This is a genomic window from Vibrio sp. AK197, from assembly GCF_053903115.1.
In genome coordinates, this window is sequence record NZ_CP096430.1 from 1,026,819 (window position 1) to 1,052,565 (window position 25,747).

A 25,747-nucleotide genomic window follows, 5' to 3' on the forward strand; every position below is an offset into this window, starting at 1 on the left:
TGTCGTGCTGTGCAAAATTAATGTTGCAAATTTTTCGGAATCTTGAAGCTTGGCAAAGGCATTGGGCGCTTTGCTTTGCCAATACGAAAATCTTTAAGTTGGATGATGTAAGTTAGAATGTGCGCCACCGCGATATACAACTGACTTGGAATCGCCTGCTCAATGGCGGTGGTGTGGTAAATGGCACGAGTTAGCGGTGGTGACGTGACAACTTCAACTCCACTTTGCCGTGCAATACGCTGAATGTGCATCGCGGTTTCATCCACACCTTTGGCGACCACAAACGGCGCCTCTGAGAGTTCAGGGTCATATTTAAGCGCCACTGCATAGTGGGTCGGGTTGGTGATCACCACGTCTGCTTTAGGGACCATTTTCTCTATTTTACGCCGCGCAAATTGCTGTTGAATCTGGCGTACGCGCTGCTTGATTTCTGGACGACCTTCATTATTTTTGTGCTCTTCTTTGACCTCTTGTTTGGTCATTTTGAGCTCTTTAAGGTGCTCCCAACGCTGATAAGGAATATCGATAAAACCAAACAGCAGCAATGCCAATCCCATCAGCAATAGACCTTCAAATAGAATTTTTAATACCACATAGACGCCTTGACTAAGGGGCAGACGCTGCATGCCTAATAGTGGTTGAAGGTGGTTGTTGAGGTAGCCGTATAACACGCCACACACGACGGCAATTTTGAGCGAGGATTTGATCAGTTCAACCAGTGATCGTGTGGAGAAAATTCGCTTGATACCGCTAATAGGATTGAGCTTATTGAATTTTGGTTGAACATTCGCCGGACGAAAAATCCAACCGCCGATGACCAACGTACTGGCGATGGTGACAATCACAATCACAATAAACAGCGGCAAGAGCGTTTCCATCATAATGCCCAAACTGTTACCGAGGTGTTCAATCATCATGTTGGGTTGTGATAGCTCTTGCTTGGTGAGCGCCATGTTGAATTGAAATACCCCCTTAATATTGCCCCACACCAGTTGAAACTGGCTGTAGAAAAAAACCGCCACACCGAGGAAAATCACCGCTGTCGTGAAGTCTTTGGCGCGAGGCACTTGCCCCTCCTGACGCGCTTTGCGGATTTTCTGGGGGGTGGCCTGCTCGGTTTTATCCTGAGAAGAACTCTGTTCGCTCATACGCCTCCCAATATAAAGGTGTTGAGGTAATTTAATGCGTCGTGAACCAGCATGGTGTAGCGGGCGGGCACACCAGAAATCGAAATCAGCACAGCAAATAAACCGAGCAGCATGGTCATCGGAAAACCCAGGGCGTAAACGTTCAAGCTTGGCGCGGCGCGGTTCATGATCCCGAAACTAATGTTGGTTAACAGCATGGAAACAATTGCTGGTAGAGCCAGCGCCAATGAGGAACTAAACATCCAGCCAAAGATCGACAAGATACCCTTAAACGAGAGTTCACTAAGCCCAGACCCCACAGGCCACGCGCGAAAGCTTTGTACGATGATGTCGATCACCAGCAGGTGACCTTCCAATGAAAGAAACAGTAAGGTGGCAAAAATCAGAAAGATACGTCCTAAAATCGCCACAGACATGCCGTTCACCGGGTCATTCATCATTGCCATACCCAGGCCCATCTGCAAAGAGACAATCTGGCCGAGCATGGTGAAAATGGTAAACAACATGTGAATGATGAGACCGAACATCAAGCCCCAAATGATTTGCTCAAATGCCAAAAACAGCGAGCTCAGAGAAAATAGGTCGACGGCTGGCATCACTGGCATCAGCGGCGCTGCAACCACGGCGAGTGAAAATGCCAGAAGCGTACGAACCCAGAGTGGAATTAAAGAGTCACCAAAAAAAGGCATTGATAAGAATACGGCACCAATGCGAAAAAAAGGCCACCAATATTGGCCAAGCCAACTTGATAGCTGCGCAAAGGTGACCTCCATCAGCCAATCATCCCGGGAATGTTGTAAAACAGGTAAGCAAAGAGATCCATGATCTTCTCAAGCATCCAGTGTCCGGCGAAAATGACCATCAACAGGGTCACAAGCAGACGGGGAAGAAAGCTCAGTGTTTGTTCATTGATTTGAGTGGCAGCTTGGAATACTGCGATACCGAGGCCCACAATCAGGCCCGGCACCACCAATACCGCCACAATCGAAATAATCAGCCACACGGCGTTAGAAAACAGGGTGACGGTCATCTCTGGGGTCATAAAGCGCTCCTTGCTTATCCGAAACTGGCGGTTAGAGTACCGACGGTCATTGCCCAGCCATCAACTAAGACGAACACCACCAGTTTGAAAGGCAGTGATACAATCAGTGGTGAGAGCATCATCATCCCCATTGCCATGAGCACGCTGGCGACCACCAAGTCGATGATCAGAAAAGGAATAAACAACATAAATCCAATCTGAAAGGCGGTTTTGAGTTCGCTGATGACAAATGCAGGAAGAATCACCGCGAACGAAATATCGTCGACGTTTTGGTCGACCGGTTCGTTAGCGATGCGCAGCATCTGCTCAAGTGAGGTTTGGTGGGTTTGTGCCAACATGAATTCACGCATCGGTTTTTCAGCGATGGAAAACGCGTCCATCAACGTAATCTCACCATTGTCATAAGGAACGAATGCATGTTCGTAAATATCTGACCAAACTGGTCGCATTATGAGAAGTGAGAGCGTTAAAGCGATGCCCACTAACACGCGGTTCGGTGGGCTCGATTGCAAGCCAAGTGCTTGGCGCAAAATCGCCAAAACGACAATAATACGCGTGAAACTGGTGGCCATTAACACAAAGGCTGGAATGAAACTCAGCGCGGTCATTAACAGCAAAATTTGCAACTTCACGCTGTACTCTTGATCGGAACTTCCGTCAGAGACGGTAAACAGCGTTAAGCCTCCGTCATCAGCCCAAGAGGCGGCAGAAAACAGGACAGAAAGGAGCAGCGCTGGCAATAGCCAGCTTAACGAGCGCGCGCGTTTGGTCATAACAATACTCGCTACTCGCCCATCGACGTCAATGCAGAATCTAATACATCAATTAAACGCAGCCCGTATTTATCATTGACTACCACCACTTCTGCGTGGCCCATCAAAGAACCGTTGACTTTGACGTCCAATGGCTCGCCGTTCAGTTTATCCAATTCAATCACGCTGCCTTCGCCCGCTTTCATCAGATCGCCAAGTGGGATCTCTTTGCTGGCTACTTCGAGCGTCACCGTGACTGGAATATGTTTGAAAAAGCTGAGATCGCGCTCTGGAATTGTTGGCTCAATCTCTTTTTCTTCAATCGGCGGGGTGCTGTCTTGCTCTTCAAAATCTTCAAGATCAAAATCATCGAAATTTAACGCATCGCTTTCAAAGGGAACATCCGATTTAAATTCCGCTGCTGATTCTGGTGTTGCTTCTGCAGCCATTTCTGGAGTCGTTTCATTTGCCATGGTGTTTTCAGCTTGCTCCGGTGTGTCACTCATCACTGAGAATCCTTATCGTCGTTGAAAATCAAAACTAATTGCCCGTCCTGATCCGCGACGCGGCCAGAGAATAGGTGTTGAGTCCCGATACTAACTGGCGCTTTGGCAAGCAGCTCGATCGGTAAAATATCGTTAGGTTGCAGCGTTAACACATCACTTAACGCTAAGGTTTTTTTACTAAGTAGTACGTTGACTTTGACAGGGGTTGCCGTCAGAGATCTATTGAACAGTGCGCCAAGATCTTTTCTCGGTTGCAACTCCAACTCTTCGACCAAGGTGTGGACGAACAGACTGTCGAGCTCGACATAAAACTCATAGTATTTTTCATCCAGCGTCAGCGTTAAAACCGTTTTAATGCCAACGCCATGGCTTGGTTCAAAGTGGGTGGTTTTCCAGGTTTTTTCTGGTGCTACCCAGCCACTGATGTATTTGCCAAGACGTTCTTGAAATCGAAAATCACTGCTGGTTAGGGGAACGTCGGCGCGATCCACACTTGCACCATAGAAACGGTCGGACAGTTTTAGCAATAACTCAGGTGCCGTATACACATAGATGTGCCCGCCAGCGTCATGACGTAGCGTCGAGGTTTTATTTTGAGCTAACTCACTGGATGCAAGCATGTGTAAATTCATTTGCTGCAGTGTCACGTTTACTTGGTCTGTCTTTAACCAATTCTGTAATTGGTGAGTCAGCCCATGACACATATCCATCATGATAGCTTCTAATTTTTCTCGAATTACATTAATCGGCTTACCAAGAAGCTCGACGTTTAGTGCTTGTAATTCTTGCTCTGATTGATCCGACGTTGGATGAGTTATTGGCATTTATATTTTACCGTTTCTTTGTAATACGAAACTAATTAAACAATTTGGACTCTAGTCTATACAGAGATTAATGATTGTTTTTAGCTTCTGTTTTTAAGTTTGTGAAGTTAGTTCGAATGTTGGTTTTAATATATATTGGGGGCTTCAAAAGAATTTAGAAACGGAGTAGCTTCGAGTCAGAATTATTATTAATAGAAGAGTATTTGCTTTTCTTTTTGATATAAAAATGACCAGTTTTGAACAAAGAGTGATATTGATTCTAAAATGTATATGTTGTTTTTTATCAGGTAGTTACTTTGGGTGTTGTCCTTAAGTTGTCTATTTTGGTCAGTTCGCTTTGAATGAAGGTTGCAATATGATTATGTATGCCAACAAAGTTACTTTCATGGCATATTTTTATAGCTCAGTAATGTCAGTGAAAAGTAAAAAAAAGAAATTTGAACCAAGGTTTAATTTTTATTTTTCTGCCATTTTTATGCTTTTGCCTATTTTTTCTTCATTGGCTCGAGCAGATAATGTGATTCAGGTTCCAATGGATTTGGCTGAATGGGATTTTAGACAAGAACATTTGGAATGCACGCTCTTTCATAAAGAAGAGTCGGTCGGGGAAATCTATTTTCATGCAATTACAAACCGTCAAGTTACTTTAGAGTTGGACGTGAATAATAAAGCCATTTTTGGAAACAACGCCCAATTATTTAAATTGGCTCCCCCTTGGATGCCAAGTAAGAAAGATTTTATTTCTGAAGGCTTTCTTGAACCAAGATCGAATAAAATTAAATTTCGACGCGGAGTAGGAGAATTAATTCATTCTGTCGAAAGGGGGAACTGGATTAATATCGAGTTGAGCAATGACCCCGCACTTCCTTTAGCTGATATTCGGCTACCTGCGATTCGCTTTAAACCAAGCTACGACCAATTCACGCGGTGTCAGTCCGCTTTGCCTGATATCTCTTATGCGCAAGCGCGAGATACACGATTGTATTTCGATATCGGTCAAGAAGATCTGACAGAGAAACAACGTCAAAACCTCAAGGCTCTCTCCAGTTTTATTCAAGCCGATGACACGGTCACCAAAGTGTTGGTGGACGGTCATACCGATAATGTCGGTGCCAGTGTGACCAATTTACAAGTGTCACGTGTTCGCGCCCAAGCTGTAGAGAAGATGCTGAATGATTATGGTGTACCCGAACAAATGATAGAAGTTCGTGCTCACGGCTCGCGCTACCCAATCGCCAATAACAACAGTTCGATCGGCAAGGCGCAGAATCGACGAGTCAGCATTCGACTGGTAAGAAACAATGAGCCAGTGGTTTTTGAGCAATCCATCGAAGATAACACAGGGAAGGTTCAATAATGGCTAGTACAGATATCCTTTTGGTCGAACCCAATGAACATCATGCAGAGACGATCAAATCGATCTTAATCCAGGCGGGTTATCGTGTCCGTCATGCTCGTACTGGGCGTAGTGCGCTGCTTGAAGCAAAAGCGGCGATCACGCTCGTCAGTTCAACATTACCCGATATGGGAATGCGTGAGTGGGTGGCGTGTCATCATCGTCAAGGACAAAAGAGCTCAACCATTGCCATTGTTGACCAAGAAGAAGGCATTTTGGCTGCCGATACAATGAAATCGGGCGCAACAGACTACTTAGTTCGACCTTTTGAAGCCAAACAGTTACTCAATTTAATTCGCCGTGTTGAAGCGCTCGATAAGCCGATGGCGAATTTTGTTGCCGAGTCTTGGCGCAGTAAACAAGTCCTGCAACTGGCCCACCGCGCGGCGTGCACTAACGCGAGTGTACTTATCACTGGCGAGTCCGGCACCGGCAAAGAGGTACTGGCACGCTACGTTCATGAACAATCCCCTCGTCATGACGGGCCGTTTGTGGCAGTAAACTGTGCGGCGATTCCTGAAACCATGTTGGAAGCTGTGTTGTTTGGGCATGTGAAAGGGGCCTTTACTGGCGCGACGTCTTCGCAAAGCGGTAAGTTTGAAGAAGCCAATGGGGGCACGATTCTGCTTGATGAAATTGGCGAGATGTCACCGGGCGTACAAGCCAAATTATTGCGTGTCCTTCAAGAACGAGAAGTGGAGCGTGTGGGAAGCCATAAAGCGATTAAGCTCGATATTCGAGTGATTGCTGCCACCAACAAAGATCTACGAGTGGAAGTGCAAAAAGGCCAATTTCGTGAAGATCTTTACTACCGCTTGGATGTGCTGCCGCTGCATTGGCCGCCATTGCGAGAACGTAAAGAAGACATTCTCCCGATCAGTCACTTCTTCATCGAAAAATATCAAGACAAAAGCCAGTGTCACCTGTCGCAAGATGCGCAAGTTGCGCTTAGCCAATATAACTGGCCAGGCAACATTCGCGAGTTAGAGAACGTGATTCAACGAGCGTTAGTGATGCGCCATGGCGACTACATCACCGCGCAAGATTTGATGCTACCTATTGAAATCCAAAGCCCTGCAATGGAAGTCAAAAGCCATGAAAGCTTTGGGCATGTCGAAGCCAAGAAACAAGCTGAGTTCAACTTCATTCTCGACAAGCTTCGCCAATACGGTGGTAACCGCACAAAAACGGCGAACGCGCTCGGCGTATCAACACGCGCACTGCGCTATAAGTTGGCCGCGATGCGTGAACAAGGTATCGATTTACAGTCAGTCCTAGGCTCAGCCGCCTAAAGGAGAGAAACACTATGGATAATTTTAATACAAACCCACTCTCAGCTGAGCAGCTGATGTTGGCAAAAATGGACGCGATGAGCGTACGTGCCACACCAGAATTTATGGTGAGCCAAAACCCGTTAGACGTGCAGGAAGTGAAACTGAATCAACCGATGACATTTTCAAACGCATTAACCAGCGTGCTTAACGTGGTCAATGAACACCAGTCCATCGCTAGTACGGCGATGACCGATGTTGAAACCGGTAAAAGTGACGATTTGGTTGGGGCGATGGTCGCGAGCCAAAAAGCGAGCCTGTCTTTTGATGCTTTGCTGCAAGTTCGCAACAAAGTCGTGGGCGCATTTGACGATATCATGAAGATGCCGGTGTAAAACATGTCTGACTTATCTACTCAAATTACAACCACCCCGTTACCTGCGACACCTACCCCTGTTTCACCGAATTTGGGCTCTGAGTCGATGACTCAGGTGACCAACAAAATTAAACAGCTGTGGTCGAGTAGCCAGCGTAACTTAGTGCTTTCTGCGGTGATGGCGGCGATCGTTGCCGCGATTATTGTTGTCGTGCTGTGGAGCTCTTCGCAAAGCTATCGTCCACTGTATGGTCAGCAAGAACGTTTCGATATCGGCGAAGTCGTATCGGTGTTGGAGACCGAAGGCGTTCGTTACCGTTTGCAGGAACAAAATGGCCAAGTACTGGTTCCGGAAGGTGAAGTTGCACGCATTCGTATGCTATTGGCTGCGAAAGGCGTCAAGGCTAAGCTTCCTACAGGTTTAGATTCTCTGGGCGAAGACAGCTCGCTAGGTACCAGCCAATTTATGGAGACTGCACGCTATCGACACGGCTTAGAAGGGGAGTTAGTCCGTACTATCATTTCACTTAATGCAGTGACGAATGCTCGTGTGCATCTTGCGATTCCACGCCAGACCTTATTTGTACGTCAAAATGGCGAACGCCCATCGGCATCAGTCATGCTTGAGCTTAAGCCAGGGCAAGATCTTAAACCAGATCAAGTGGAAGCGATCATCAACTTGGTGGTCGGAAGCGTGACCGGAATGGCCGTTGAGCACGTGTCAGTGGTTGACCAATACGGGCGTTTGCTCAGTGCCGATGTTGGCTCAGAAACATCAGGTAAAGTGAATGCCAAGTTCTTGGAATACCAAAAAGATGTTGAGAAACAAATCATTCAGCGCGCTGCAGATATGCTGACGCCGATTGTCGGCCCGAGTAACTTTCGCGTTCAGGTTGCCGCAGATCTTGATTTTAGCCGCGTTGAAGAGACCCAAGAAGTGGTTGATAACAACCCAGTGGTACGTAACGAACACACGATTCAGAACAACTCCGTTGACCAAATTGCCCTTGGCGTTCCTGGTTCATTAAGTAATGAGCCGCCAGTGACGGGTGAGCGCCCAACCGATGACAGCGAAAACACCAACTCGCGTAACGAAGTAAATCGTCAATACGCAGTGGGCAGCAGTATTCGTAAAACTCAATACCAGCAAGGCCAGATCCGTAAGATCAACGTTTCTGTGTTGCTAAACCGTGAAGCGGCGCCAAACGGTGACGCGTGGACAGATGCTGAACGTACCGAGATTCAAACGATGCTCAGTGACGCGGTCGGCATTAACGCCGAGCGTGGCGATAGCATCAGCTTGATGAGCTTTAACTTCACGCCGGTAGAAATCGAAGCGCCGATGGAAATTCCATGGTGGCAAGATCCAACCGTGCAGCAGCCGTTGCGTTACGTTATTGGTGGTCTGCTTGGATTGGCGATGATCTTCTTTGTTCTGCGTCCACTGATCATGCACCTGACAGGCGCGGATCGCCGAGAGCAAGAGCTCGAAGCACAAGAAGATATCGATCAAGAAGATTACGAATTGCAAACTCGTGAAGAGCGCGAACGTGAGGAAAACCTTAACCGGCGCTTGTCAGAGAAGGGCATCAGTTCCTCGACATCTGGATTGGATGTCAGTAATGAAATGCTGCCTGCACCAGGCTCTCCACTCGAAATTCAATTGAAACACCTCACACTCATTGCGGACGAAGAGCCAGAGCGCGTCGCCGAAGTATTGAAACAATGGGTGAATGTAAACGAGCACAGCGAAGAAGACGGACAAACAGATGCAGAATCAGACGCTTAAACCAGTAGAGCAAACCGCACTCGTCTTGCTTGGCATGGGCGAAGATGCCGCGGCGAAAGTATTACGTCACTTTAGCCGTGATGAAACCCAGCGCGTAACCAAAGCGATGGCAAAATTAAACGGCATTAAAAGTGACAATGCCAAAGTGGTGATTCAGCGCTTTTTTGAAGACTTTAGTGAGCAAAGTGGTATTCGTGGTGCATCGAAGAATTACCTGCGAAACACATTGCGTAAAGCGCTGGGCAACGATCTCGCCAAAGGGTTACTTAACGACCTTTATGGTGATGAAATTCGCAATAATATGCAGCGACTTCAATGGGTTGATGCTGAGATGTTGGCGAAATTTATCAGTCAGGAACACCCGCAAATGCAGGCGATTTTTCTCGCTTATTTGCCGTCAGAAACCTCATCGTTGGTCCTTAAGCAATTGCCTTCTGACTATCACGATGAGTTGTTGTTCCGAATCGCGCGCTTACAGGATATTGATCACCAAGTCGCCACTGACCTCAATGATTTGATTGAGCGCTGCATTGAAAATATCTCGATTACCCAAAGCGCACCCGTTTCAGGTGTTAAACAAGTGGCTGATATTATCAACCGCTATGACGGTGACCGCGCAATGCTGATGGAAATGCTGCGTCTACAAGACGAGGAAATTGTCGGTCAAATCGAGCAGAACATGTTTGACTTTATGGTTCTCGGTCGCCAGCGCGAAGAAACGATGGACCGCTTGGTGCAGCAAGTACCGCTCGAACTGTGGGCCGTTGCGCTTAAAGGCGCAGAAATTTCGCTACAGCAAGCGATTAAACGCTCTATGCCACAACGTATGGTTAAGTCGTTGGAAGATGACATGCAGCTGCGCGGTGCGGTGGCACTTAGCCGCGTTGAGCAGGCTCGCCAAGAGATCATGCAGATTGTCCGCGAACTGTCTGATGCGGGTGAAATCGAATTGCTGCTCTATCAAGAGCCGACTGTGGAGTAATCGCCATGGGGGAGAAGAATTTGCGATTACCCAATAGTGGATATCGAATACATCGCTTTCCACCGCTAGCCCAGCCAAGTGTGGAAGAGCAAGCGGCGGAAGTCGTTAACGGAAAAGAGACTCAAGCTAATATTCAGCGTCAGCTGGAAGCGGGTTTTAAACAGGGGTTGAATCAAGGCCATGAAGAAGGTTTGCGTCAAGGTATGGCGCAAGGTATGCAACAAGGCCTAGCCGAAGGGCAAAAAGAGGGGTTCCAAAAAGGGTTTATGTCTGGCGAGCAGTCCGGCAAGCAGACTTTTTTGGACGCTACGAAGCCAGTTAACGAGCTGTTTCAAACCTTATCTCGCTGGCAAAAAGAGCGTGAACAGCAGCAACGCCACATTATCTGCGAGTTGGTTCAGAAAGTGGCCCAGCAGGTTATTCGCGCCGAGTTGACCTTGATGCCCCAGCAGATCCTATCTCTGGTTGACGAAACCTTGCACGCAATGCCCGGTAAATCTGAACAAGTGACGGTGCACTTAAACCCACAAGATTTGGATCGTATTCGCCAAGTGAATGCAGAGTTGCCGAAAGAGTGGCGTTTAGTGCCGAACCCAGACTTACCCGTGGGGGGATGTCATTTGGAAACCGAACACGCCGAAGCCGATGCGAGCTGTGACTCGCGGTTAGAAGCGTGCATGGATAATGTGAAACAGCATCTATTGGATGAAACGACCGTGCCTTCTGTCACCGACCCAGAGATGACGTCACAAGTGGATATTGACGCTGAGGCGCAGCCTCAGGTGACACAGCAGGAGGTGTCTGAGTGAGCCAGGATGGCATGAATTCTCAATTAACTGACCGCTTAAACGATGCATTAGCTTCACTGGATTCTGTCCCCGTTGCGCGAGTAACGGGGCGTCTTGTTAAAGTGAACGGGTTAATGCTTCAGGCGGTCGGTTGCCGTTTTAAGCTCGAACAACGTTGCCTGGTCGAAACCGCGGAAGGCGACATGATTGAAGCGCAGGTGGTAGGTTTTGACCACACCATCGCTTATTTAATGCCGATTCGCCGTCTTGGCGGGCTGTTCGCCGGGGCCAAAGTGGTGCCACTTGATGGTGACAGCACGGTGCTTATTAGTCATCAATGGCTCGGACGCGTCGTCAATGGACTCGGTGAACCGTTTGATGACGGCCCTGCCTTTAAAGGTGGCGATCGCGTTTCGCTCGAACCTCGTGCCATCAACCCTCTAAAGCGCCGCCCGGTCGATACACCGTTAGATGTTGGAGTGCGCGCCATTAATGGCTTGCTCACCGTCGGAAAAGGCCAACGCATTGGCCTGATGGCCGGCAGTGGAGTAGGTAAAAGTATTTTGATGGGAATGATCACGCAAAATACCGAAGCGGATGTTATTGTGGTGGGGCTAATTGGTGAACGTGGGCGAGAAGTGCGCGAATTTGTTGAGCGTAATTTATCGCCCGAGGCACGCAAAAAAGCGATTATGATCGTTGCGCCAGCCGATGAATCGCCACTGATGCGTCTGCGTGCAACGCTACTTTGTCACCGTGTGGCCGAGTATTTCCGTGATCAAGGCAAAGACGTATTGCTGCTTATGGACTCGCTGACCCGCTACGCCATGGCGCAGCGTGAAATTGCCTTGTCGTTAGGCGAGCCGCCAGCTTCTCGTGGTTACCCGCCATCCGTGTTCAGTATTTTACCTCAGTTACTTGAACGTGCCGGAAACAGCGACAACCAACAAGGCAGCCTGACGGCGATTTATACCGTGTTAGCGGAAGGCGATGACCAACAAGACCCAGTGGTTGACTCGGCGCGCGCGATTTTAGATGGGCATGTGGTGCTGTCTCGCCAATTAGCGGAACAAGGTCATTATCCGGCGATTGACATCAATGCCTCAATAAGCCGCTGTATGTCGGCGTGTACCCAAGAGGTGCATACCACGGTGTCCAATCAGTTTCGTCAACTGTATTCGAACTACTTGCAGGTCAAGGAGTTGCTGCCATTGGGTGGGTATCAGCCAGGGCAAGATCCAGAGCTAGATCGCTCAGTACAAATGTACCCGCAGATGAAAGCCTTTCTCCAGCAGTCGGCAAATGAAGCGGTCGATTATCGAACCAGTCTGACTGAGCTCGCTCAGCTTTTTCAAACGCTTTAGGATATCAACCGAATGGACTCAAAAATTCAAGCTGTGGGTAAATTGCATCAGGTAGAAGAAAAGCGTCGTGATGATGTTGGGCTTCAGCTAGACGCGATGCGTAAGCAAAACCAACATCTTCAGCATCAAATGCAAATGCTCAATGACCTTAAACTGCATACTGGAGAATCGGCTTTTCGCACTCCAGTGTTAAACAGTGCCGCGTTGATGAACTTAAACCATGTTGACGAGATGCTGCAAAAGTTATTGGTGCATCACCGCCAGGAGCAGGCGGTGATGGAAGCCGAATGTCTCTCGGTGCAAAAACAATTAGAAGATAAGCACGCTCGCGTTAAAGGTTTAGAAAGTGTGCTTGAACGTTGGCAAAAAAAACAAAATTACGAGCGCGCCAAGCGAGAGCAGAAGCTGATTGAAGATATTATCAACTCCCGTCTTAAACAGCGCGACGTGCTGTGATGGGATGAATTACCCCAATGCATTGAGCGTTGCTGTGCGCTGAAAATCATCTAACTGCTGGCGATAAGGCTCAATATCACCAATGTGGCTCGCAACCCATTCGGGGTTAAAGTAAGTATCAAGATAACGCTCACCGCTGTCACACAGCAAGGTGACAATAGAGCCGCGCTCGCCGCGCTTCGCCATCTCGCTGGCCAGTTGTAGCGCGCCATAAACGTTGGTGCCCGTTGATGCGCCAACCTTACGCCCCAGTAATTGTTCTAACCAATAAACGGTGGCGATACTGGCTCTGTCTTCAACGGTTCGCATCTCATCAACCACACTCGCAATAAAACTAGGTTCCACACGTGGTCGACCGATTCCTTCAATTTTACTGCCGCTATTTAAGGTTAGGCGAGCATCTCCGCTACGATAAAAATCATGGAACACCGAGTTGAGAGGATCAACCACACATAGCTTACTGGCATGTTTTTGATAACGAATAAAGCGGCCAATGGTCGCGGAGGTTCCTCCCGTACCGGCGCTCATCACAACCCAACTTGGTACAGGGAAACGCTCAAGTTGCATCTGGTCAAAAATCGCATTGGCGATATTGTTATTGCCGCGCCAATCTGTGGCACGTTCGGCATAAGTAAACTGGTCCATATAATGACCACCAAGTTCGCGCGCCAAGCGATGAGACTCGGCATAAATTTGATCGCCATGTTCGACCAAATGTGCTTTTCCGCCATAAAATTCAATTTGTTCAATTTTTTTACGTGCCGTACAGCTTGGCATTACGGCAATAAACGGTAAGCCAAGTAAGCGCGCAAAATAGGCCTCTGAAATGGCAGTGCTGCCCGAAGATGATTCGATAATGGGCGTATTCGGACCAATCCAGCCGTTGCAAATGGCATACAAAAACAGCGAACGTGCCAGGCGATGTTTGAGTGAGCCGGTTGGGTGAGTACTCTCATCTTTTAGATAAATATCGATATCAGGCAAGCAAGGCAAATCTAGTTTTAATAAGTGAGTATCTGCCGAGCGTTGGTAATCGGCTTCAATGGTTTGAACGGCATCATTCATCCATTTATGGTCACGGCACATGATCTTTCCTCGATTCGATTTGAAACATGACGATAGAAATAATGTATCTGTGAATGAAGAGAAAAGCTTTGCAAAAATACCTATTATTACGCTTAAATGGAGAAAATTATTCTCCTAATGTTAGGTTTAGAAGAAATGGAAGTAGAGCGTTTATCATTGGATGCCACTGACCGAGCACTGCTCGCACTGCTGCAGCAAGATGGCACGTTATCACTCAGTGATTTGGCTGAGAAAGTGAATCTGACGACAACCCCATGCTGGAAGCGCTTAAAGAAGCTTGAAGAGAGCGGCGTGATAGAGAAGCGCGTTGCACTGCTGAGCCCTGAAAAAGTGGATCTTGCGTTTACTGCATTCGTCATGATTAAAACCTGTGATCATTCACATGATTGGTATCACCATTTTGTTGAGGTAGTGAGTGAGTTTCCCGAGGTGATGGAGTTCTATCGTATGGCAGGGGAGTTTGACTATATGATGAAAGTCCAAGTCAAAGATATGGCGTGTTTTGATCTGTTTTACAAAAAGTTGGTTAACTCAGTCCAAGGTTTATCTGATGTGACTTCAACTTTTGCCATGGAACCTCTCAAATACACCACAGCATTGCCATTGGTGCCTTAATCCGTGGCTCAGCACAATCGCTGAGCCAGACTCTTGGAGTGTTATGATTTAAAGCGCATCACACCTTCTTGAACAGCGGTTGCGACTAAATCGCCCTGACGGTTGTATATTTCACCGCGTACTAAACCACGCGTATTGCTGGCGGTCGGGCTTTCAATCACGTACAGCAGCCAGTCATCCATCTTAAATGGGCGATGGAACCAAATGGAGTGGTCAATGGTCGCAACTTGGAATTTTGGCGTCATTAAGGTCACTTGGTGTGGATGCAGTGCGGTGACTAAGAAGCCCCAATCTGAGGCATAGCCCAGTAAGTATTGATGAATTAACTGGTCATCAGGCATTTCACCGTTGGCGCGAATCCACAAATATTGCTTTGGCTCTGCTTTCTCTGGCTTGAGAGGATTGACCACGGTGACAGGCCGCATTTCAATTGGCTTCTCACCACAGAATATTTTTCTTACTGCATCGGGGAGAAGGTGAGCAATTTGCTCTGCAAGCTGAGATTCAGAAGCAAAATTTTCAGGGCCTGGAATGTCTGGCATGGTGTTTTGGTGTTCAAATCCAGGGGCATCACCGTGATAGGAGGCGGTTAAGTAGAAAATCGGGCGACCGTTTTGTATCGCTTTCACGCGGCGTGTGCTGAAACTTTTCCCATCACGTAAGTTTTCAACGTCATAAATAATCGGTTTTTCAGGGTCACCTGGATATAAAAAGTAACTATGGAAAGAATGCACAGTGCGATCGTCTGCGACGGTATAACGTGCCGCAGAAAGGGCTTGACCGATAACTTGACCACCGTATACCTGAGGTAAACCAAGGTTTTCACTCTGTCCACGAAACAGGCCTTTTTCCAGTCTTTCTAACTGCAACAGGTTCAATAAGTCGTCTAACGGCTTACCCATAATTGTTCCTCACTGATTTTCTGACATTTAACGTGCTGAGGTTAACATAAATCGCTGGAAACGCTATGCAAAGTCAAGATTGTGTTGGGAGGTTAAATTACTGTCAAACCCTTGCTGCGTCTCATGACAATGACTCAGGAGCTTCATATACTGCTTTTTAATGATTAAGAATTAGAGAGGCGTTATGAAAAAGACGTTCAAAGCAGTTATATCAATTGTGCTAGGCTTGACCCTGATTGGTTGTCAAACTTCCGATAGTGAAACCGCCATGAATAAAGTGGAAAGTATTAATGGTAGCTTAATGTACCGCGAGCGTTTCGCGCTGCCTGATGATGCGGTCGTCACCGTAACTTTATCAGACGTCTCTTTAGCAGATGCGCCGGCCAAAATTCTCACCTCCCAACAGTTTGAAACGCGTGGTGCGCAAGTGCCTTTTAATTTTGAGCTTTTGTATGATCAAAGCCAAATTGATAGCCGCCACACGTATACCGTCAGTGCGCGGATTGAGGTGAACGGACGCTTACGTTTTATTACCGATACTCGCTACCCGGTGATTACCGATGATCGAGAAACCGAAAAAGTGAATTTGCAACTGATCGGTGTTAAAGGTTAATCGTAACGATACCGAACGGAATAATGAAACGGGACTCATTCGTTGGTTTATCTATTCGATGTCAGGATTTTCCGAATTTTCCCGTCCTCCAATAAAGAATGAGTGACTATTTCTTTGTCATCATGATTTAAAATGCCCTGTGCACGTAATGTGGCGCAGGGCATTTTTGTTTGTGGCTTACCGCTAGCGCTAGGCGCAGAGACAAAACCATGCGCTAAGGATGCCACCGGTAGGTGGTTAAATTCACTTTACCACTTGCGCTTACCGCAACCCCATCGGCGAGCAGTTCTCGGCGCTGGCGTATTAAATCTTCTCCCTTTAACGAAATTTTCCCTTGGCTATTGAGCACTCGAAACCAAGGTAATTTGCTGCCCTCAGGCAAGTTGCCCAGAGCCTTTCCCACCTGCCTTGCGTAGCCTGGATACCCGGCCAATTTGGCCACTTCACCATAAGTGATGACTTTACCGGATGGGATTTGTTGAATAACAGCAAAGATTTGCGCCAAAAATTGATCCATACTTAAAACGTCCTAATTCATTTTTACCAAGGAACGGATGCTTCCATTCACTCGGTACGCTGCGCGATAGGCGGTGGAGATTCACTCTAGGTTGAATGAATCTTAACACCCTAAGTTGAGACACAGAATACCCATCGACGCAACGGATAGCGTCTGAGTGAAGTAAGAGCAAATAAAAGAGGGAAGGGCATGCTACTATCCACGTTTCAATTTATCGTCACTGCGCTATTGGCCATCGCTTGTGCGCGCTCGTTTAGTTTAAGTGAGGGAGAGGTGCCGCTGTTGGCGCTGATGATCCCGGCGCTATGGTTATTACCTAAAGCGAAAGTATCAGGGTTTGCTCTGCTTGGGGCGATGGGGGTGTTTGCGTTGACGCTGCCTGACCAGCCAGTCACCTTATCCGTGGTGGTATGGAGTGTTTTTCCGCTACTAATGGTGATGTTTTCAGCGCGCAGTAATACGGTTGTGGTGGTGGTTTCCTCCATGGTGGTAATGACGCTTTGGATTGGCGTAATGGCGACTCAAGCAAACGGTAAGTTGGAAGGTAGCGCGTTACTTTCTCTCATTCAGCTTTTTTGTGTGGTGGTCGCTTGGTGGTCTTCTCGCCACTGGCAACCAACCCAAAACCGTCGCTGGTGGGCGCTTCTTTTACTTCTGCCTCTGTGGGTATCTCAGTGGTATTACGCGGTGGTTCTGGCTTTATCGATTACTGTGATGTTTGCTGTGATGGAGCTTTTAAGCCGTGCCAAAAGTGAGCAGGTTGATTGGGGCAGTTTAATGTGTTGGACACTGCCAACGGTAGCTTTTGCATCCTTGATGGTGATTCCTGATACCGAGGTGCCTGATCCCGTGTTTGTCATTTGGCTGTGCCTGCTCGCGACGGCGTGGATGACAGACTATCTGATCTCAGAAGATGAAGAGAGTGATGAGTATTAGCTCGGTTTGTTTAAATGCTAATCAGTTGGGCAGAGTTCGAGTAATTTATTGCGCTCACCCCTTGCAATGCGAAGTGGGATAATGAATAATCCTCCCACTCTTTGGCGTTAAGCGCTTAAGAAACAGAATCTATGGAGGCCCTGGTCCTCCCGCAACAATAGCATGTGAACTCGGTCAGGTCCGGAAGGAAGCAGCCGCAGCGTGTGACTTGTGTGCCGGGATGTGGCTGGGGTCTCCACCCCTTCAAAGCCTACAATTTATTGTAGGCTTTTTTATTCCTTTTATTTTTATATCACTCTATTCGCTAATAGCGTTGTTAGGCTAGCGATATCTTTAATTCACGATGACATATTTAAGATTGTGTTTTTAATGTTTACTGATGGAATAACAAGCTCAACATCTGAGTGGGGTTATCTTTAAATGTTTATTGGTAACCCTATGATTGATAACGCAATAAAATATAATCAAGAAATGAATATCTATTGTGGGTATATCGTGTATAGTAGCGATAGCTCAAGCAATGAGTTATTGATTAAATATTTAGTTCAAGATCTTCTCAGTTTTTCGATTTAATTCCTTCATCTTTATCCTGTGATAGCTTTTTCTTTATTCCTTATTTAGTCACTTTATTTAGGCCTAATTAAGCGAATAAGATATATGTCAAATACAAAAATTGCTTTAGTAACATACATTAATAAAAAGCTTTGGACTTAAAAATCTCGGGCTGGCTACGAAGAACCGTTTGTTTTCTCGCTATCAATCGTGAAGGCTTCAAAACATCCGTGAAAGGTCAGAAATGCCCTCAGGACAAAGCTCGCTATCATGGCTCATCGTTAAATACCACCTTTATCTCCTCCAGTTCAGTTGTCACCTTTAACACATGGCGAAGGTTTCATGCGTGAAAACTATCTTCTCTCCAATGCCATCGACATGGCCTCATTTTTAGCTTTATCAGTGCAGACTGCTTAGTGAAATGAAAAGCGATGGAGAAAGAGTTTGGAGGCGGTACATCTCTTGAGTAAGAGTGAAGGAAAGGGCGGGTATATTTTTGAGCACAAGAAAAAACTGCGTATAAGGTTCAGATAGAAATGAGAAAACCAGTAAGAAAATCGAATAAAAAAATACAAAAAAATAACTTTGAAGAGCGATTTGCTCTTATGGTAGCAGAGTACCATAAAGCGAAAGAAGTTCTTGATTCAATGGAAGAAGGCTCTTCAGAGTATCTTATGCAGAAAAAAGTATGTGATAAGCTATTTGCGAATGCAGAACGGTATATTAACAAAAAGTAATATCGACACTGGTTTACGTCACTTTGATAAAAATCCCCTAGCGACATTGTGTTCTCTAGGGGATTTTTTTGGTGCTGATTCACTCAGTTTAAAAACTGTAATTGATGGTAAGTTGGGCGCTCATTGGTTCACCGTAGCGGACGGATTTCCAGATGAGCCAGGTGTCTATGGGATGAATACGTTTCTTGGCGCACTACTGCAAAAATCTAGCGAACTTGGTGACGAGAGTTATCCATCAACTTATATGTCGCATTTAGTGGCGCTGTTAGGCTATGAGATCGCGAGTTTAGAAGAACTCCCTCTAGGGTTACCGTTACCGTTAGACCGCCGGGCTCGCAATATTGCCGATCAACTAATGAAATGCCCATCAAGCGAGTTAACCCAAGAACAGTTAGCCTCTCACTGGGGAGTCAGTGTTCGAACCTTAAGTCGCATTTTTATTAAACAGACGGGGATGACATTCAGTCAATGGCGTCAGCAATCGAAAATCATTACATCGTTAAAGTTGATTCAAGAAGGTTTAACGATTGCTGAAGTGGCAGAACGTAGCGGCTACAGCAACGTCAGCGCCTATATTGAAGCGTTTCGTCAGCGGTTTGGTGAAACGCCAGGCAAGTTCCAATCTAAAGCGTTGTAACGTTGGTGTAAGTTTTAAGTTTGATACTGTGGGTGGTTGAATAGGGCGGTCAGTCCGTGAGCCAGAGTTACCCGCCAGCTAAAATAGTCATGTCCGCACGCCACTTCTTCAAACGTGACTCGGTAGCCGCGTGTTTTCAGCGCGCTGAACAGTTTTCGATTGGTTTCAAGAATTTCATAAGATTTTGGCTTTATTTCAAATAGACCTGCATTCATGTAGATGTCTATCGGCTGTGTCGGCTCTTGTATGATGATATCCGCAAACCAGTGCTCCGGTTTGGTGGCTGCTTGAGGTGACGTTTGTGGCGCCCACCAAAAAGACCCAGACTGGCTAAGCACTTTGCCAAACTGTTCGGGGTATTTATACGCGATGTATAACGAGGCTAAGCCGCCAAAGCTTGAGCCGGACAAAATCGTATTTTTCGCATCCGGGCGGATATTAAGGCTTTCGCACAGCCATGGTTTAAATTCGGTGGCGAGGAAGTTGGCAAACGCGGCATTGGGCGTCAGTTCTTGAGCGCGCAACTTGGGGCTTGGCGTATCGATAAACACGGCCCGCATCGGTGGAATTCGCCCCTGTGCAATTAAGTTATCCAAAATGACAGGAGTCGGTACTTTACTGAGATATTCACTGCCATCAAATGAAATCAGCAACGGTGAGCTTGCATCGAGGGGGTATTTAGTGTGTGGCTGATACAAATGCACAGTGCGAGTATTATTTAACTGCTGACTGTAGTATTGAAGCTCTTTGACGCTGCCTTTGGGGGCGCGATGTTCTTCAATTGTCGAATCACTGGGGGCTTGGGATAAGGCTAATGTCGACGCAGAGCCAAACAAAGCGTCACCGTGGTTAAATTGAGGCTGGTGGTTTTTGGGGTCAACCTTAATGGTCGAAAAGGCCGCGAGATACTGCTCCGTCCAATTATTGTCGGCTAGCTGAGGTACATTCACCGCAATGCGGTATGAAAAGCGGCTGCTATTTGGTATCTCATAACTCTTAAACCAGATATTACTATTTGGAATTTGTGCCAATTGTACTTGGCCATCATATGGCGCTCCCAAAACCAGCACATTTTTCGTCGAGGTGTCACCTTGATAGAGAAACGTGACAATGGTGTTATTGCCATCGCTTTCTTCAATTAGTGGGGTGCCACGTTTATCCATCAGGGTCCAAAACGTTGTCTCGGCGATGGCATCATGTTGGGCGATCCGCTGCGCGGTACGAAACAGTAGTGGGCTAATGATCGTGTGCTTGGGAGATAGGTATTGGTCATTTTTGAGTGGTACTGCGTGCAAGGCAATGGTCACACAAGTGTGGACTTCAGGCTGCGGTACGAGATGAAAGATATAATGATCAGCATGGTCAAGATACAAAAAAACTTCAGCTTCTTGTTCACCATTTTGTATTAATTGGCGAACCGTACTGCCGGAACTATCAGTGACGTAAATCGCTTGGATAGGGTTATCACTCACAATCGACCCACGGAAATAGCTAGGAGCATCGATGTATTGTTTCCATTGAGAATGCGTTGTGATCGTGAAGTGTTGATGCATTTCTACCGCCGTTATCCAATAAGAGCTATCACAGAACAAACCGTGAGTCAGAAAGTGGTGCGTTTATCCAAAGAGCCGCCATTATCAAGAAAATACCGATGGTTGTCATTGATAACTGCCGTTTGGGGCCTATCGACGACAAAACCTTCGGCATCGATTGCTATCGAAGACGACATGGCTCAGGCCAAGCCACACTAGGTATTGCTTGTTGAATACCAGACGGCAGTTTCTCGCGATAAGAGACCGACTCATTTAGATCTATACGACACAAATGCTCAATTCAATAAGCGTTGAGCACGCGGTTATTGTGTTGGTCACTCTGACATTAGTGGACCTCACAGGTGGCAGAGACCGAGTTTACGGCACTGTGGCACGAAAAAATTCGTGTAAGTTAGCACGAGGAAAGCGCCCTTGAATCTCGATGGTTCTGTTAAAAATTAACCTGTTTTTCAATTAAGAAAACTTATATTTTTCTCGAATTTATTGACTAAACTCAATGAATGCGTTTAGCTCCTTACTCCTGATAACAAAAAACAAACACAGGATCTTATTTATCGTGATATCGGTGAAGATGAAAACGTCATTCTAGCCGCTTACCCCCGCATAGGAATGACGCTTAGTTACCCCATTTTTGGTCGATATCCAATTCACTATTATTACGGAGATATTCTTCTATGGAATATACAGCATTAAGCAACAACCTTAAGATGCCTATGGCTGGCTTTGGTGTTTTTCAGGTAACCGACAAAGAAGAGTGTAAAGAATCCGTCCTTGCAGCGATTCGCACTGGTTACCGTCTAATTGATACCGCGGCAGTGTATGGCAACGAAGATGCCGTTGGTGAAGCTGTACGTGAAGCGATTGAAGAGGGGCTTTGTACTCGTGAAGAGTTGTTTATTACGTCAAAACTCTGGGTGCAAGATATGGCTAATTACGATATGGCCAAAGCGGCGATTGATGCATCTTTGAAAAAATCAGGATTAGAGTATTTTGATCTTTACCTATTGCACCAAGCGATGAAAGATTACTTCAGTGCGTGGCGTGCTCTTGAGGATGCTTACGAAGAAGGCAAACTTAAAGCGATTGGTGTCTCAAACTTCTATGCGCATGTATTGGCGAATTTCTGTGAAACCGTCAGAATTACTCCAATGGTTAACCAAGTAGAATTGCATCCTTACTTTGCTCAGCCTGCTGCGCTTGAGACCATGAAGCACTATAACGTTCAACCGGAAGCATGGGCGCCACTGGGTGGCGGTCGTTATCAACCTTTTGAAGATGAAATGCTTCAAGGCATTGCCGCAGCACATGGTAAAAGTGTGGCGCAAGTGATTCTTCGTTGGAACGTACAACGCGGTGTGACTGTAATTCCTAAGTCAACCAAACAGCATCGAATTGAAGAAAACTATGCGATTTGGGACTTCTCTTTAACGGATGAAGAGATGGAACAGATCACCTCTCTAGATCTAGGCTACGTAGGCCCAGCGGTTAAGCACTTTGACCCAGAGTTTGTTCGTGGTTGCCTCAGCGTTAAAATTCACGAATAACCTTGCTGTTGATTTGATGCGTTGATCAAATCTCTTTCGCCCCTAGCTAAGCCTAGGGGCGATCGACCTCTTCTCTATTTTCCTTTATCAGAACCACTCAACTCAGTTTTAGTTTTCCACCTTGGTAATGAAATGCTGAAATAATCATCATTTTTGTCAATTAAAACAACTATATCAGCAATGTCAGAGAGCGATGATATTCACGCTTTTCAACAAGCAATTTGTCAGTTTTAGTTAAACTGAATTTTTGCTCCCAATCATTGTTTGTTTCTCTGGGCATTTGGTTTCATTCATTCTAATTATTTGTGTTGTCAATCTTTTATAAGAAATTTATAGCATATGGTGTATCTATAAATTAATCGCAAAGAAAACACAAATAGGTAAAAGGAATGAAGACACTAAATCAACGAACTATGAAGTCATTAGCGCTTGCCGTTTCAATGATGGCTGGCAGCGCCATGGCGAGTGTTCCAGCACTCAGCGTCAGTGGGAATCAGATTCTTAGTGGTGGTGAAGTCACCAGTTTTGCTGGTAACAGCTTTTTCTGGAGTAATACAGGATGGGAACAGGAGAAAATGTACAACGCCAATGTGGTGAAGTGGCTAAAGGATGATTGGAAGTCTTCCATTGTTCGAGTTGCGATTGGCGCTGATAACAACGGTTCTTACCTCGAAGATCCTAATGGTAACTTAGCGCGCGCATACACGGTGATTGATGCGGCGATTGAAAATGATATGTATGTGATTATCGATTTTCATACCCACCATGGCGAAGATAAAAAAGCCTCAGCTATCGCATTTTTTGAGCAGATGGCAACCCGCTATGGTGATAATAACAACGTTATCTATGAGATTTATAATGAACCACTGGCGGTGAGTTGGTCAAACGTCATTAAGCCGTACGCTCAAGATGTGATCTCGGCTATTCGTGCCATTGACCCTGATAACTTGATTGTTGTGGGTACGCCAAACTGGTCACAAGACGTTGATGTCGCCTCGCAAGATCCTATCAGCGGAACAAACATCGCGTATTCTCTGCATTTCTATGCGGGTACGCATGGTCAATTTTTGCGTGATAAAGCGGCAACGGCCCTTAATAATGGTATTCCGTTGATGGTGACGGAGTGGGGCGCGGTGAATGCTGACGGAAATGGCGGCGTGGCACAAAACAGCGTTGATCAGTGGGTTGAGTTCTTAAAAACCAACAACATCACCAACCTCAACTGGGCGGTGAGCGACAAAAATGAAGGCGCGTCAATCATCAAGCCTGGGGTTAATCCGCAAGGTAATTGGTCAGCCAGTGACCTCACCGCGTCAGGGAGTTACGTCAAGAACATTATTGCCAACTGGGGAACTGAAGTTGAAGCCGGCGATGATGATACTGGCGCAGACACAGGGGAAGATTCATCGAATGATGGCTCTTCAGATTCCGGCTCAAATGATGACAGCGGCTCGAATACGCCGAGCTCCGTCACTTGTGAGCACGTGATTACGTCCAGTTGGCCAGGAGGTTTCCAAGGCGCCATTCGTATTACCAACCATGGAAACAACCCGATCAATGGCTGGAATGTAAACTGGTCTTACGGCGACGGCACAACCATTACACAGAGTTGGGGCTCAAACTTATCTGGTTCATATCACGCGAGTAATTTAGTATGGAACGCGACCATTGCGCCTGAGCAAAGCGTTGAAGTCGGCTTTATTGGCAACGGAAACGGTGATGCTTCCGCCGTGACTGGGGATGTGTGTCAGTAAGCTTCAATTGACGTAATAAAGCCGCGCAAGTCGCGGCTTTTTCGTGGTTGTTGCTATATTCGCTTCGGCGCTTCTCTTGGTGGCGACTTGCGGAGTACAAGCCTTATTTGTGGCCAACAATCAACATGCTAATAAAGCGTGAACCAATCAAAGTTCGGATTGCCGACGGTGATGTCTATGCTCAAGGAGTGAAGCCCCGCCGGTAGAAAGAGGCGAGATTGGCGCTGCGTCCAGTAATATGAGCAACCCGTCGCCCACAGTGGGATCGTCATTTGTTGCTCTCCATCGACTGATACCGTGATTTCTGAATACTCTTTGCCAGAGTAACTAAAGAGTAGAGAGTAATCTTCTGAATGTTCGGTATTAATTTGGAATGTGAGCTGCTTTTTGGTCGCTTGAATATCAGAAAATAGCTGGGTTTCAACCACAGGGCCCGTTGAGCTTACACGATGCTTAAAACCTCGTAGTGAGCGAGCATATTCAGCTTGTAATACACTGGGCAGCAGGGTGTAGTCATCGTGATGTTGAATACCTTGATATAGCTTTCCTAACGTTGACCAATAACCGGGCGCATCCAGCAGATCAACATAGGGCCAAGCCGATGAACTGTGAGTGCTACGCCCGACAAACCATGCGTATCGAAAGACTTGTTGGCTATTATCCATCCAGCGTACGATATCAGCCATGTAATCCATTTGCTGCTCTAAGGTTTCAGTTTGCCCTGGAGCATCGAAATTCCATTCTGTTATCCATACCGGCTTACCATAACGCTGATAAAAGTGATTAATATACTGTTTGAGTGCGTCAGGGTCAGCCATATAAGCATGAACGGCGATGTAATCAACTTGGCAATCTGAGCACGCTTCAAAGAAAGCATCGAGATATTCAAATGGGTTACCATCATCGTCGGTGTTGGGAATATCAACGTCACCAGGGCTGTAGTTCACGGCGGGGCTGACAAGTTGTAAGCCATAATCGCTGGCGATCGTTTCAAGTCGAGGCCATAAATCAGCGGCTTGCTGGGGCGTTAAGTTAGCTTGATCGACAAAGTTTGGCTCATTAAACCCCAGTAGATATTGCACACTTGGATGTCCATCGAGGTAGTTTCTTAACCATGCTTCATTGAAATCGCCGTTCAGCGCCATAGGAACAAATTCAACCCCTTGGTTACTTGGCGCGCGATCTTTGATATACGTCGGTTCGCTACTCCAGTTATACCACCATGAAATTCGATGTTTCATGATGCTCAAATCTTCTTCAAATAGCTGTGTTGTGGCGATGCCGCGTTTAATTGTCTGGCTATAAGCCGGTGTGATATGGACAAAAGCCACGCTGATCATCAGTACTAAATAAGTTAATATTTTCATTATTACCTACATTAAATGTACTGTTATAGCATGATGCTTTTTTGTTATGTGATGGTGGTGTAAGCAAACTTTATATTTGACGTTTTGTTCAGGATTGGTGATCAATTTTTGGATCGAAATCTAAATTTGTATTGCCTATAACACGTGTGATGGATGACCACTTTTTAGTTATAAGGTTTGAGCACGCTTTTTAATTAATCTGTCAATGGGGCTTATTGCTGATAATAATCCTGATATTTT

27 protein-coding genes and 1 other RNA gene are annotated in these 25,747 nt (G+C 46.4%); 17 read left to right on the plus strand and 11 right to left on the minus strand.

Annotated features, from left to right (window positions below; genetic code table 11):
* Positions 1 to 17: 17 nt before the first annotated feature.
* From flhB to M1D72_RS12070, 6 genes are read right to left on the minus strand one after another with little or no spacing between them, the layout of a single operon-like run.
* Positions 18 to 1,148 carry a flagellar biosynthesis protein FlhB gene (flhB, locus tag M1D72_RS12045; protein ID WP_390190717.1) on the minus strand — a complete coding sequence of 377 codons (1,131 nt, stop codon included), beginning with the start codon at positions 1,146 to 1,148 and terminating at the stop codon, positions 18 to 20.
* Complete coding sequence (fliR, locus tag M1D72_RS12050) at positions 1,145 to 1,921, minus strand: flagellar biosynthetic protein FliR (protein WP_456297009.1); 777 nt, start codon at positions 1,919 to 1,921, stop codon at positions 1,145 to 1,147. Before fliR ends, flhB begins: the two co-directional genes overlap by 4 nt.
* On the minus strand, positions 1,921 to 2,190 hold the full coding sequence (fliQ, locus tag M1D72_RS12055; protein WP_390190714.1) for a flagellar biosynthesis protein FliQ: 270 nt from the start codon (positions 2,188 to 2,190) through the stop codon (positions 1,921 to 1,923). Before fliQ ends, fliR begins: the two co-directional genes overlap by 1 nt.
* Positions 2,191 to 2,204: 14 nt before the next feature.
* Positions 2,205 to 2,963: a flagellar type III secretion system pore protein FliP gene (fliP, locus tag M1D72_RS12060; RefSeq protein ID WP_456297010.1), complete on the minus strand. Its 759-nt coding sequence runs from the start codon at positions 2,961 to 2,963 to the stop codon at positions 2,205 to 2,207.
* A gap of 11 nt (positions 2,964 to 2,974) precedes the next feature.
* Complete coding sequence (gene fliN, locus M1D72_RS12065) at positions 2,975 to 3,391, minus strand: flagellar motor switch protein FliN (RefSeq protein ID WP_456297389.1); 417 nt, start codon at positions 3,389 to 3,391, stop codon at positions 2,975 to 2,977.
* Between the two features lie 56 nt (positions 3,392 to 3,447).
* Entirely contained in the window at positions 3,448 to 4,272 is an 825-nt protein-coding gene (locus M1D72_RS12070; RefSeq protein WP_456297011.1) for a FliM/FliN family flagellar motor switch protein, read from the minus strand.
* Positions 4,273 to 4,687: 415 nt separating this feature from the next.
* Between M1D72_RS12070 and M1D72_RS12075 the strand changes: the two genes are divergently transcribed.
* The 8 genes from M1D72_RS12075 to fliJ are packed head-to-tail and all read left to right on the plus strand — an operon-like array spanning position 4,688 to position 12,694.
* Positions 4,688 to 5,629 (plus strand): OmpA family protein, encoded by a 942-nt coding sequence (locus M1D72_RS12075; protein ID WP_456297012.1) that lies wholly within the window; start codon positions 4,688 to 4,690, stop codon positions 5,627 to 5,629.
* Positions 5,629 to 6,960 (plus strand): sigma-54-dependent transcriptional regulator, encoded by a 1,332-nt coding sequence (locus tag M1D72_RS12080; protein ID WP_456297013.1) that lies wholly within the window; start codon positions 5,629 to 5,631, stop codon positions 6,958 to 6,960. Before M1D72_RS12075 ends, M1D72_RS12080 begins: the two co-directional genes overlap by 1 nt.
* 14 nt (positions 6,961 to 6,974) lie before the next feature.
* Positions 6,975 to 7,334 (plus strand): flagellar hook-basal body complex protein FliE, encoded by a 360-nt coding sequence (fliE, locus tag M1D72_RS12085; RefSeq protein WP_390190707.1) that lies wholly within the window; start codon positions 6,975 to 6,977, stop codon positions 7,332 to 7,334.
* A 3-nt stretch (positions 7,335 to 7,337) separates the two neighbouring features.
* Positions 7,338 to 9,104: a flagellar basal-body MS-ring/collar protein FliF gene (gene fliF, locus M1D72_RS12090; RefSeq protein WP_456297014.1), complete on the plus strand. Its 1,767-nt coding sequence runs from the start codon at positions 7,338 to 7,340 to the stop codon at positions 9,102 to 9,104.
* Positions 9,085 to 10,086 carry a flagellar motor switch protein FliG gene (locus M1D72_RS12095; RefSeq protein ID WP_390190705.1) on the plus strand — a complete coding sequence of 334 codons (1,002 nt, stop codon included), beginning with the start codon at positions 9,085 to 9,087 and terminating at the stop codon, positions 10,084 to 10,086. The genes fliF and M1D72_RS12095 overlap by 20 nt, the downstream gene beginning before the upstream one ends.
* Positions 10,087 to 10,091: 5 nt before the next feature.
* Entirely contained in the window at positions 10,092 to 10,895 is an 804-nt protein-coding gene (fliH, locus tag M1D72_RS12100; protein ID WP_390190703.1) for a flagellar assembly protein FliH, read from the plus strand.
* A gap of 11 nt (positions 10,896 to 10,906) precedes the next feature.
* Positions 10,907 to 12,238, plus strand: a complete 1,332-nt coding sequence (gene fliI / locus M1D72_RS12105; protein ID WP_390190702.1) for a flagellar protein export ATPase FliI — start codon at positions 10,907 to 10,909, stop codon at positions 12,236 to 12,238.
* Between the two features lie 12 nt (positions 12,239 to 12,250).
* Positions 12,251 to 12,694 carry a flagellar export protein FliJ gene (gene fliJ, locus M1D72_RS12110; protein ID WP_390190701.1) on the plus strand — a complete coding sequence of 148 codons (444 nt, stop codon included), beginning with the start codon at positions 12,251 to 12,253 and terminating at the stop codon, positions 12,692 to 12,694.
* A 9-nt stretch (positions 12,695 to 12,703) separates the two neighbouring features.
* On the opposite strand, the gene M1D72_RS12115 is transcribed toward fliJ, so the two are convergent.
* A complete protein-coding gene (locus M1D72_RS12115; protein ID WP_456297015.1) occupies positions 12,704 to 13,780 on the minus strand; it encodes a PLP-dependent cysteine synthase family protein in 1,077 nt (358 codons plus the stop codon).
* Positions 13,781 to 13,915: 135 nt separating this feature from the next.
* On the opposite strand from M1D72_RS12115, the gene M1D72_RS12120 reads away from it, so the two are divergent.
* Positions 13,916 to 14,395: an Lrp/AsnC family transcriptional regulator gene (locus M1D72_RS12120; protein WP_390191872.1), complete on the plus strand. Its 480-nt coding sequence runs from the start codon at positions 13,916 to 13,918 to the stop codon at positions 14,393 to 14,395.
* A 41-nt stretch (positions 14,396 to 14,436) separates the two neighbouring features.
* Here the strand turns inward: M1D72_RS12120 and tesB are convergent, their stop codons facing one another.
* Positions 14,437 to 15,297, minus strand: coding sequence for an acyl-CoA thioesterase II (gene tesB / locus M1D72_RS12125; protein WP_456297016.1), 861 nt, complete (start codon positions 15,295 to 15,297; stop codon positions 14,437 to 14,439).
* 184 nt (positions 15,298 to 15,481) lie between these two features.
* Between tesB and M1D72_RS12130 the strand changes: the two genes are divergently transcribed.
* Positions 15,482 to 15,910, plus strand: coding sequence for a YbaY family lipoprotein (locus M1D72_RS12130; protein ID WP_390190698.1), 429 nt, complete (start codon positions 15,482 to 15,484; stop codon positions 15,908 to 15,910).
* Between the two features lie 214 nt (positions 15,911 to 16,124).
* On the opposite strand, the gene M1D72_RS12135 is transcribed toward M1D72_RS12130, so the two are convergent.
* Entirely contained in the window at positions 16,125 to 16,427 is a 303-nt protein-coding gene (locus M1D72_RS12135; protein ID WP_456297017.1) for an MGMT family protein, read from the minus strand.
* A 189-nt stretch (positions 16,428 to 16,616) separates the two neighbouring features.
* On the opposite strand from M1D72_RS12135, the gene M1D72_RS12140 reads away from it, so the two are divergent.
* The 4 genes from M1D72_RS12140 to M1D72_RS12155 all read left to right on the plus strand — a co-directional run bounded on the left by M1D72_RS12140 (position 16,617) and on the right by M1D72_RS12155 (position 19,289).
* Positions 16,617 to 17,363: a VP0952 family biofilm-associated protein gene (locus M1D72_RS12140; protein ID WP_456297018.1), complete on the plus strand. Its 747-nt coding sequence runs from the start codon at positions 16,617 to 16,619 to the stop codon at positions 17,361 to 17,363.
* 138 nt (positions 17,364 to 17,501) lie between these two features.
* An RNA gene (gene ffs, locus M1D72_RS12145) (signal recognition particle sRNA small type) lies at positions 17,502 to 17,598 on the plus strand.
* An 853-nt stretch (positions 17,599 to 18,451) separates the two neighbouring features.
* On the plus strand, positions 18,452 to 18,652 hold the full coding sequence (locus M1D72_RS12150; RefSeq protein WP_390190694.1) for a hypothetical protein: 201 nt from the start codon (positions 18,452 to 18,454) through the stop codon (positions 18,650 to 18,652).
* A complete protein-coding gene (locus M1D72_RS12155) occupies positions 18,624 to 19,289 on the plus strand; it encodes a helix-turn-helix transcriptional regulator (RefSeq protein ID WP_456297019.1) in 666 nt (221 codons plus the stop codon). Before M1D72_RS12150 ends, M1D72_RS12155 begins: the two co-directional genes overlap by 29 nt.
* A gap of 14 nt (positions 19,290 to 19,303) precedes the next feature.
* Here the strand turns inward: M1D72_RS12155 and M1D72_RS12160 are convergent, their stop codons facing one another.
* Positions 19,304 to 20,842, minus strand: coding sequence for an alpha/beta hydrolase-fold protein (locus tag M1D72_RS12160; protein WP_456297020.1), 1,539 nt, complete (start codon positions 20,840 to 20,842; stop codon positions 19,304 to 19,306).
* Between the two features lie 42 nt (positions 20,843 to 20,884).
* Between M1D72_RS12160 and M1D72_RS12165 the strand changes: the two genes are divergently transcribed.
* From M1D72_RS12165 to M1D72_RS12175, 3 genes are all read left to right on the plus strand, one after another.
* Entirely contained in the window at positions 20,885 to 21,040 is a 156-nt protein-coding gene (locus M1D72_RS12165) for a hypothetical protein (protein ID WP_456297021.1), read from the plus strand.
* 476 nt (positions 21,041 to 21,516) lie between these two features.
* The gene (locus M1D72_RS12170) at positions 21,517 to 22,386 is read left to right on the plus strand and encodes an aldo/keto reductase (RefSeq protein WP_390190687.1); all 870 of its coding nucleotides are present in this window, start codon (positions 21,517 to 21,519) and stop codon (positions 22,384 to 22,386) included.
* A 389-nt stretch (positions 22,387 to 22,775) separates the two neighbouring features.
* Positions 22,776 to 24,140: a cellulase family glycosylhydrolase gene (locus tag M1D72_RS12175; protein ID WP_456297022.1), complete on the plus strand. Its 1,365-nt coding sequence runs from the start codon at positions 22,776 to 22,778 to the stop codon at positions 24,138 to 24,140.
* Between the two features lie 128 nt (positions 24,141 to 24,268).
* Here M1D72_RS12175 and M1D72_RS12180 read toward each other — a convergent pair whose 3' ends face one another.
* A complete protein-coding gene (locus tag M1D72_RS12180) occupies positions 24,269 to 25,507 on the minus strand; it encodes a glycosyl hydrolase (RefSeq protein WP_456297023.1) in 1,239 nt (412 codons plus the stop codon).
* Positions 25,508 to 25,747 lie beyond the last annotated feature (240 nt).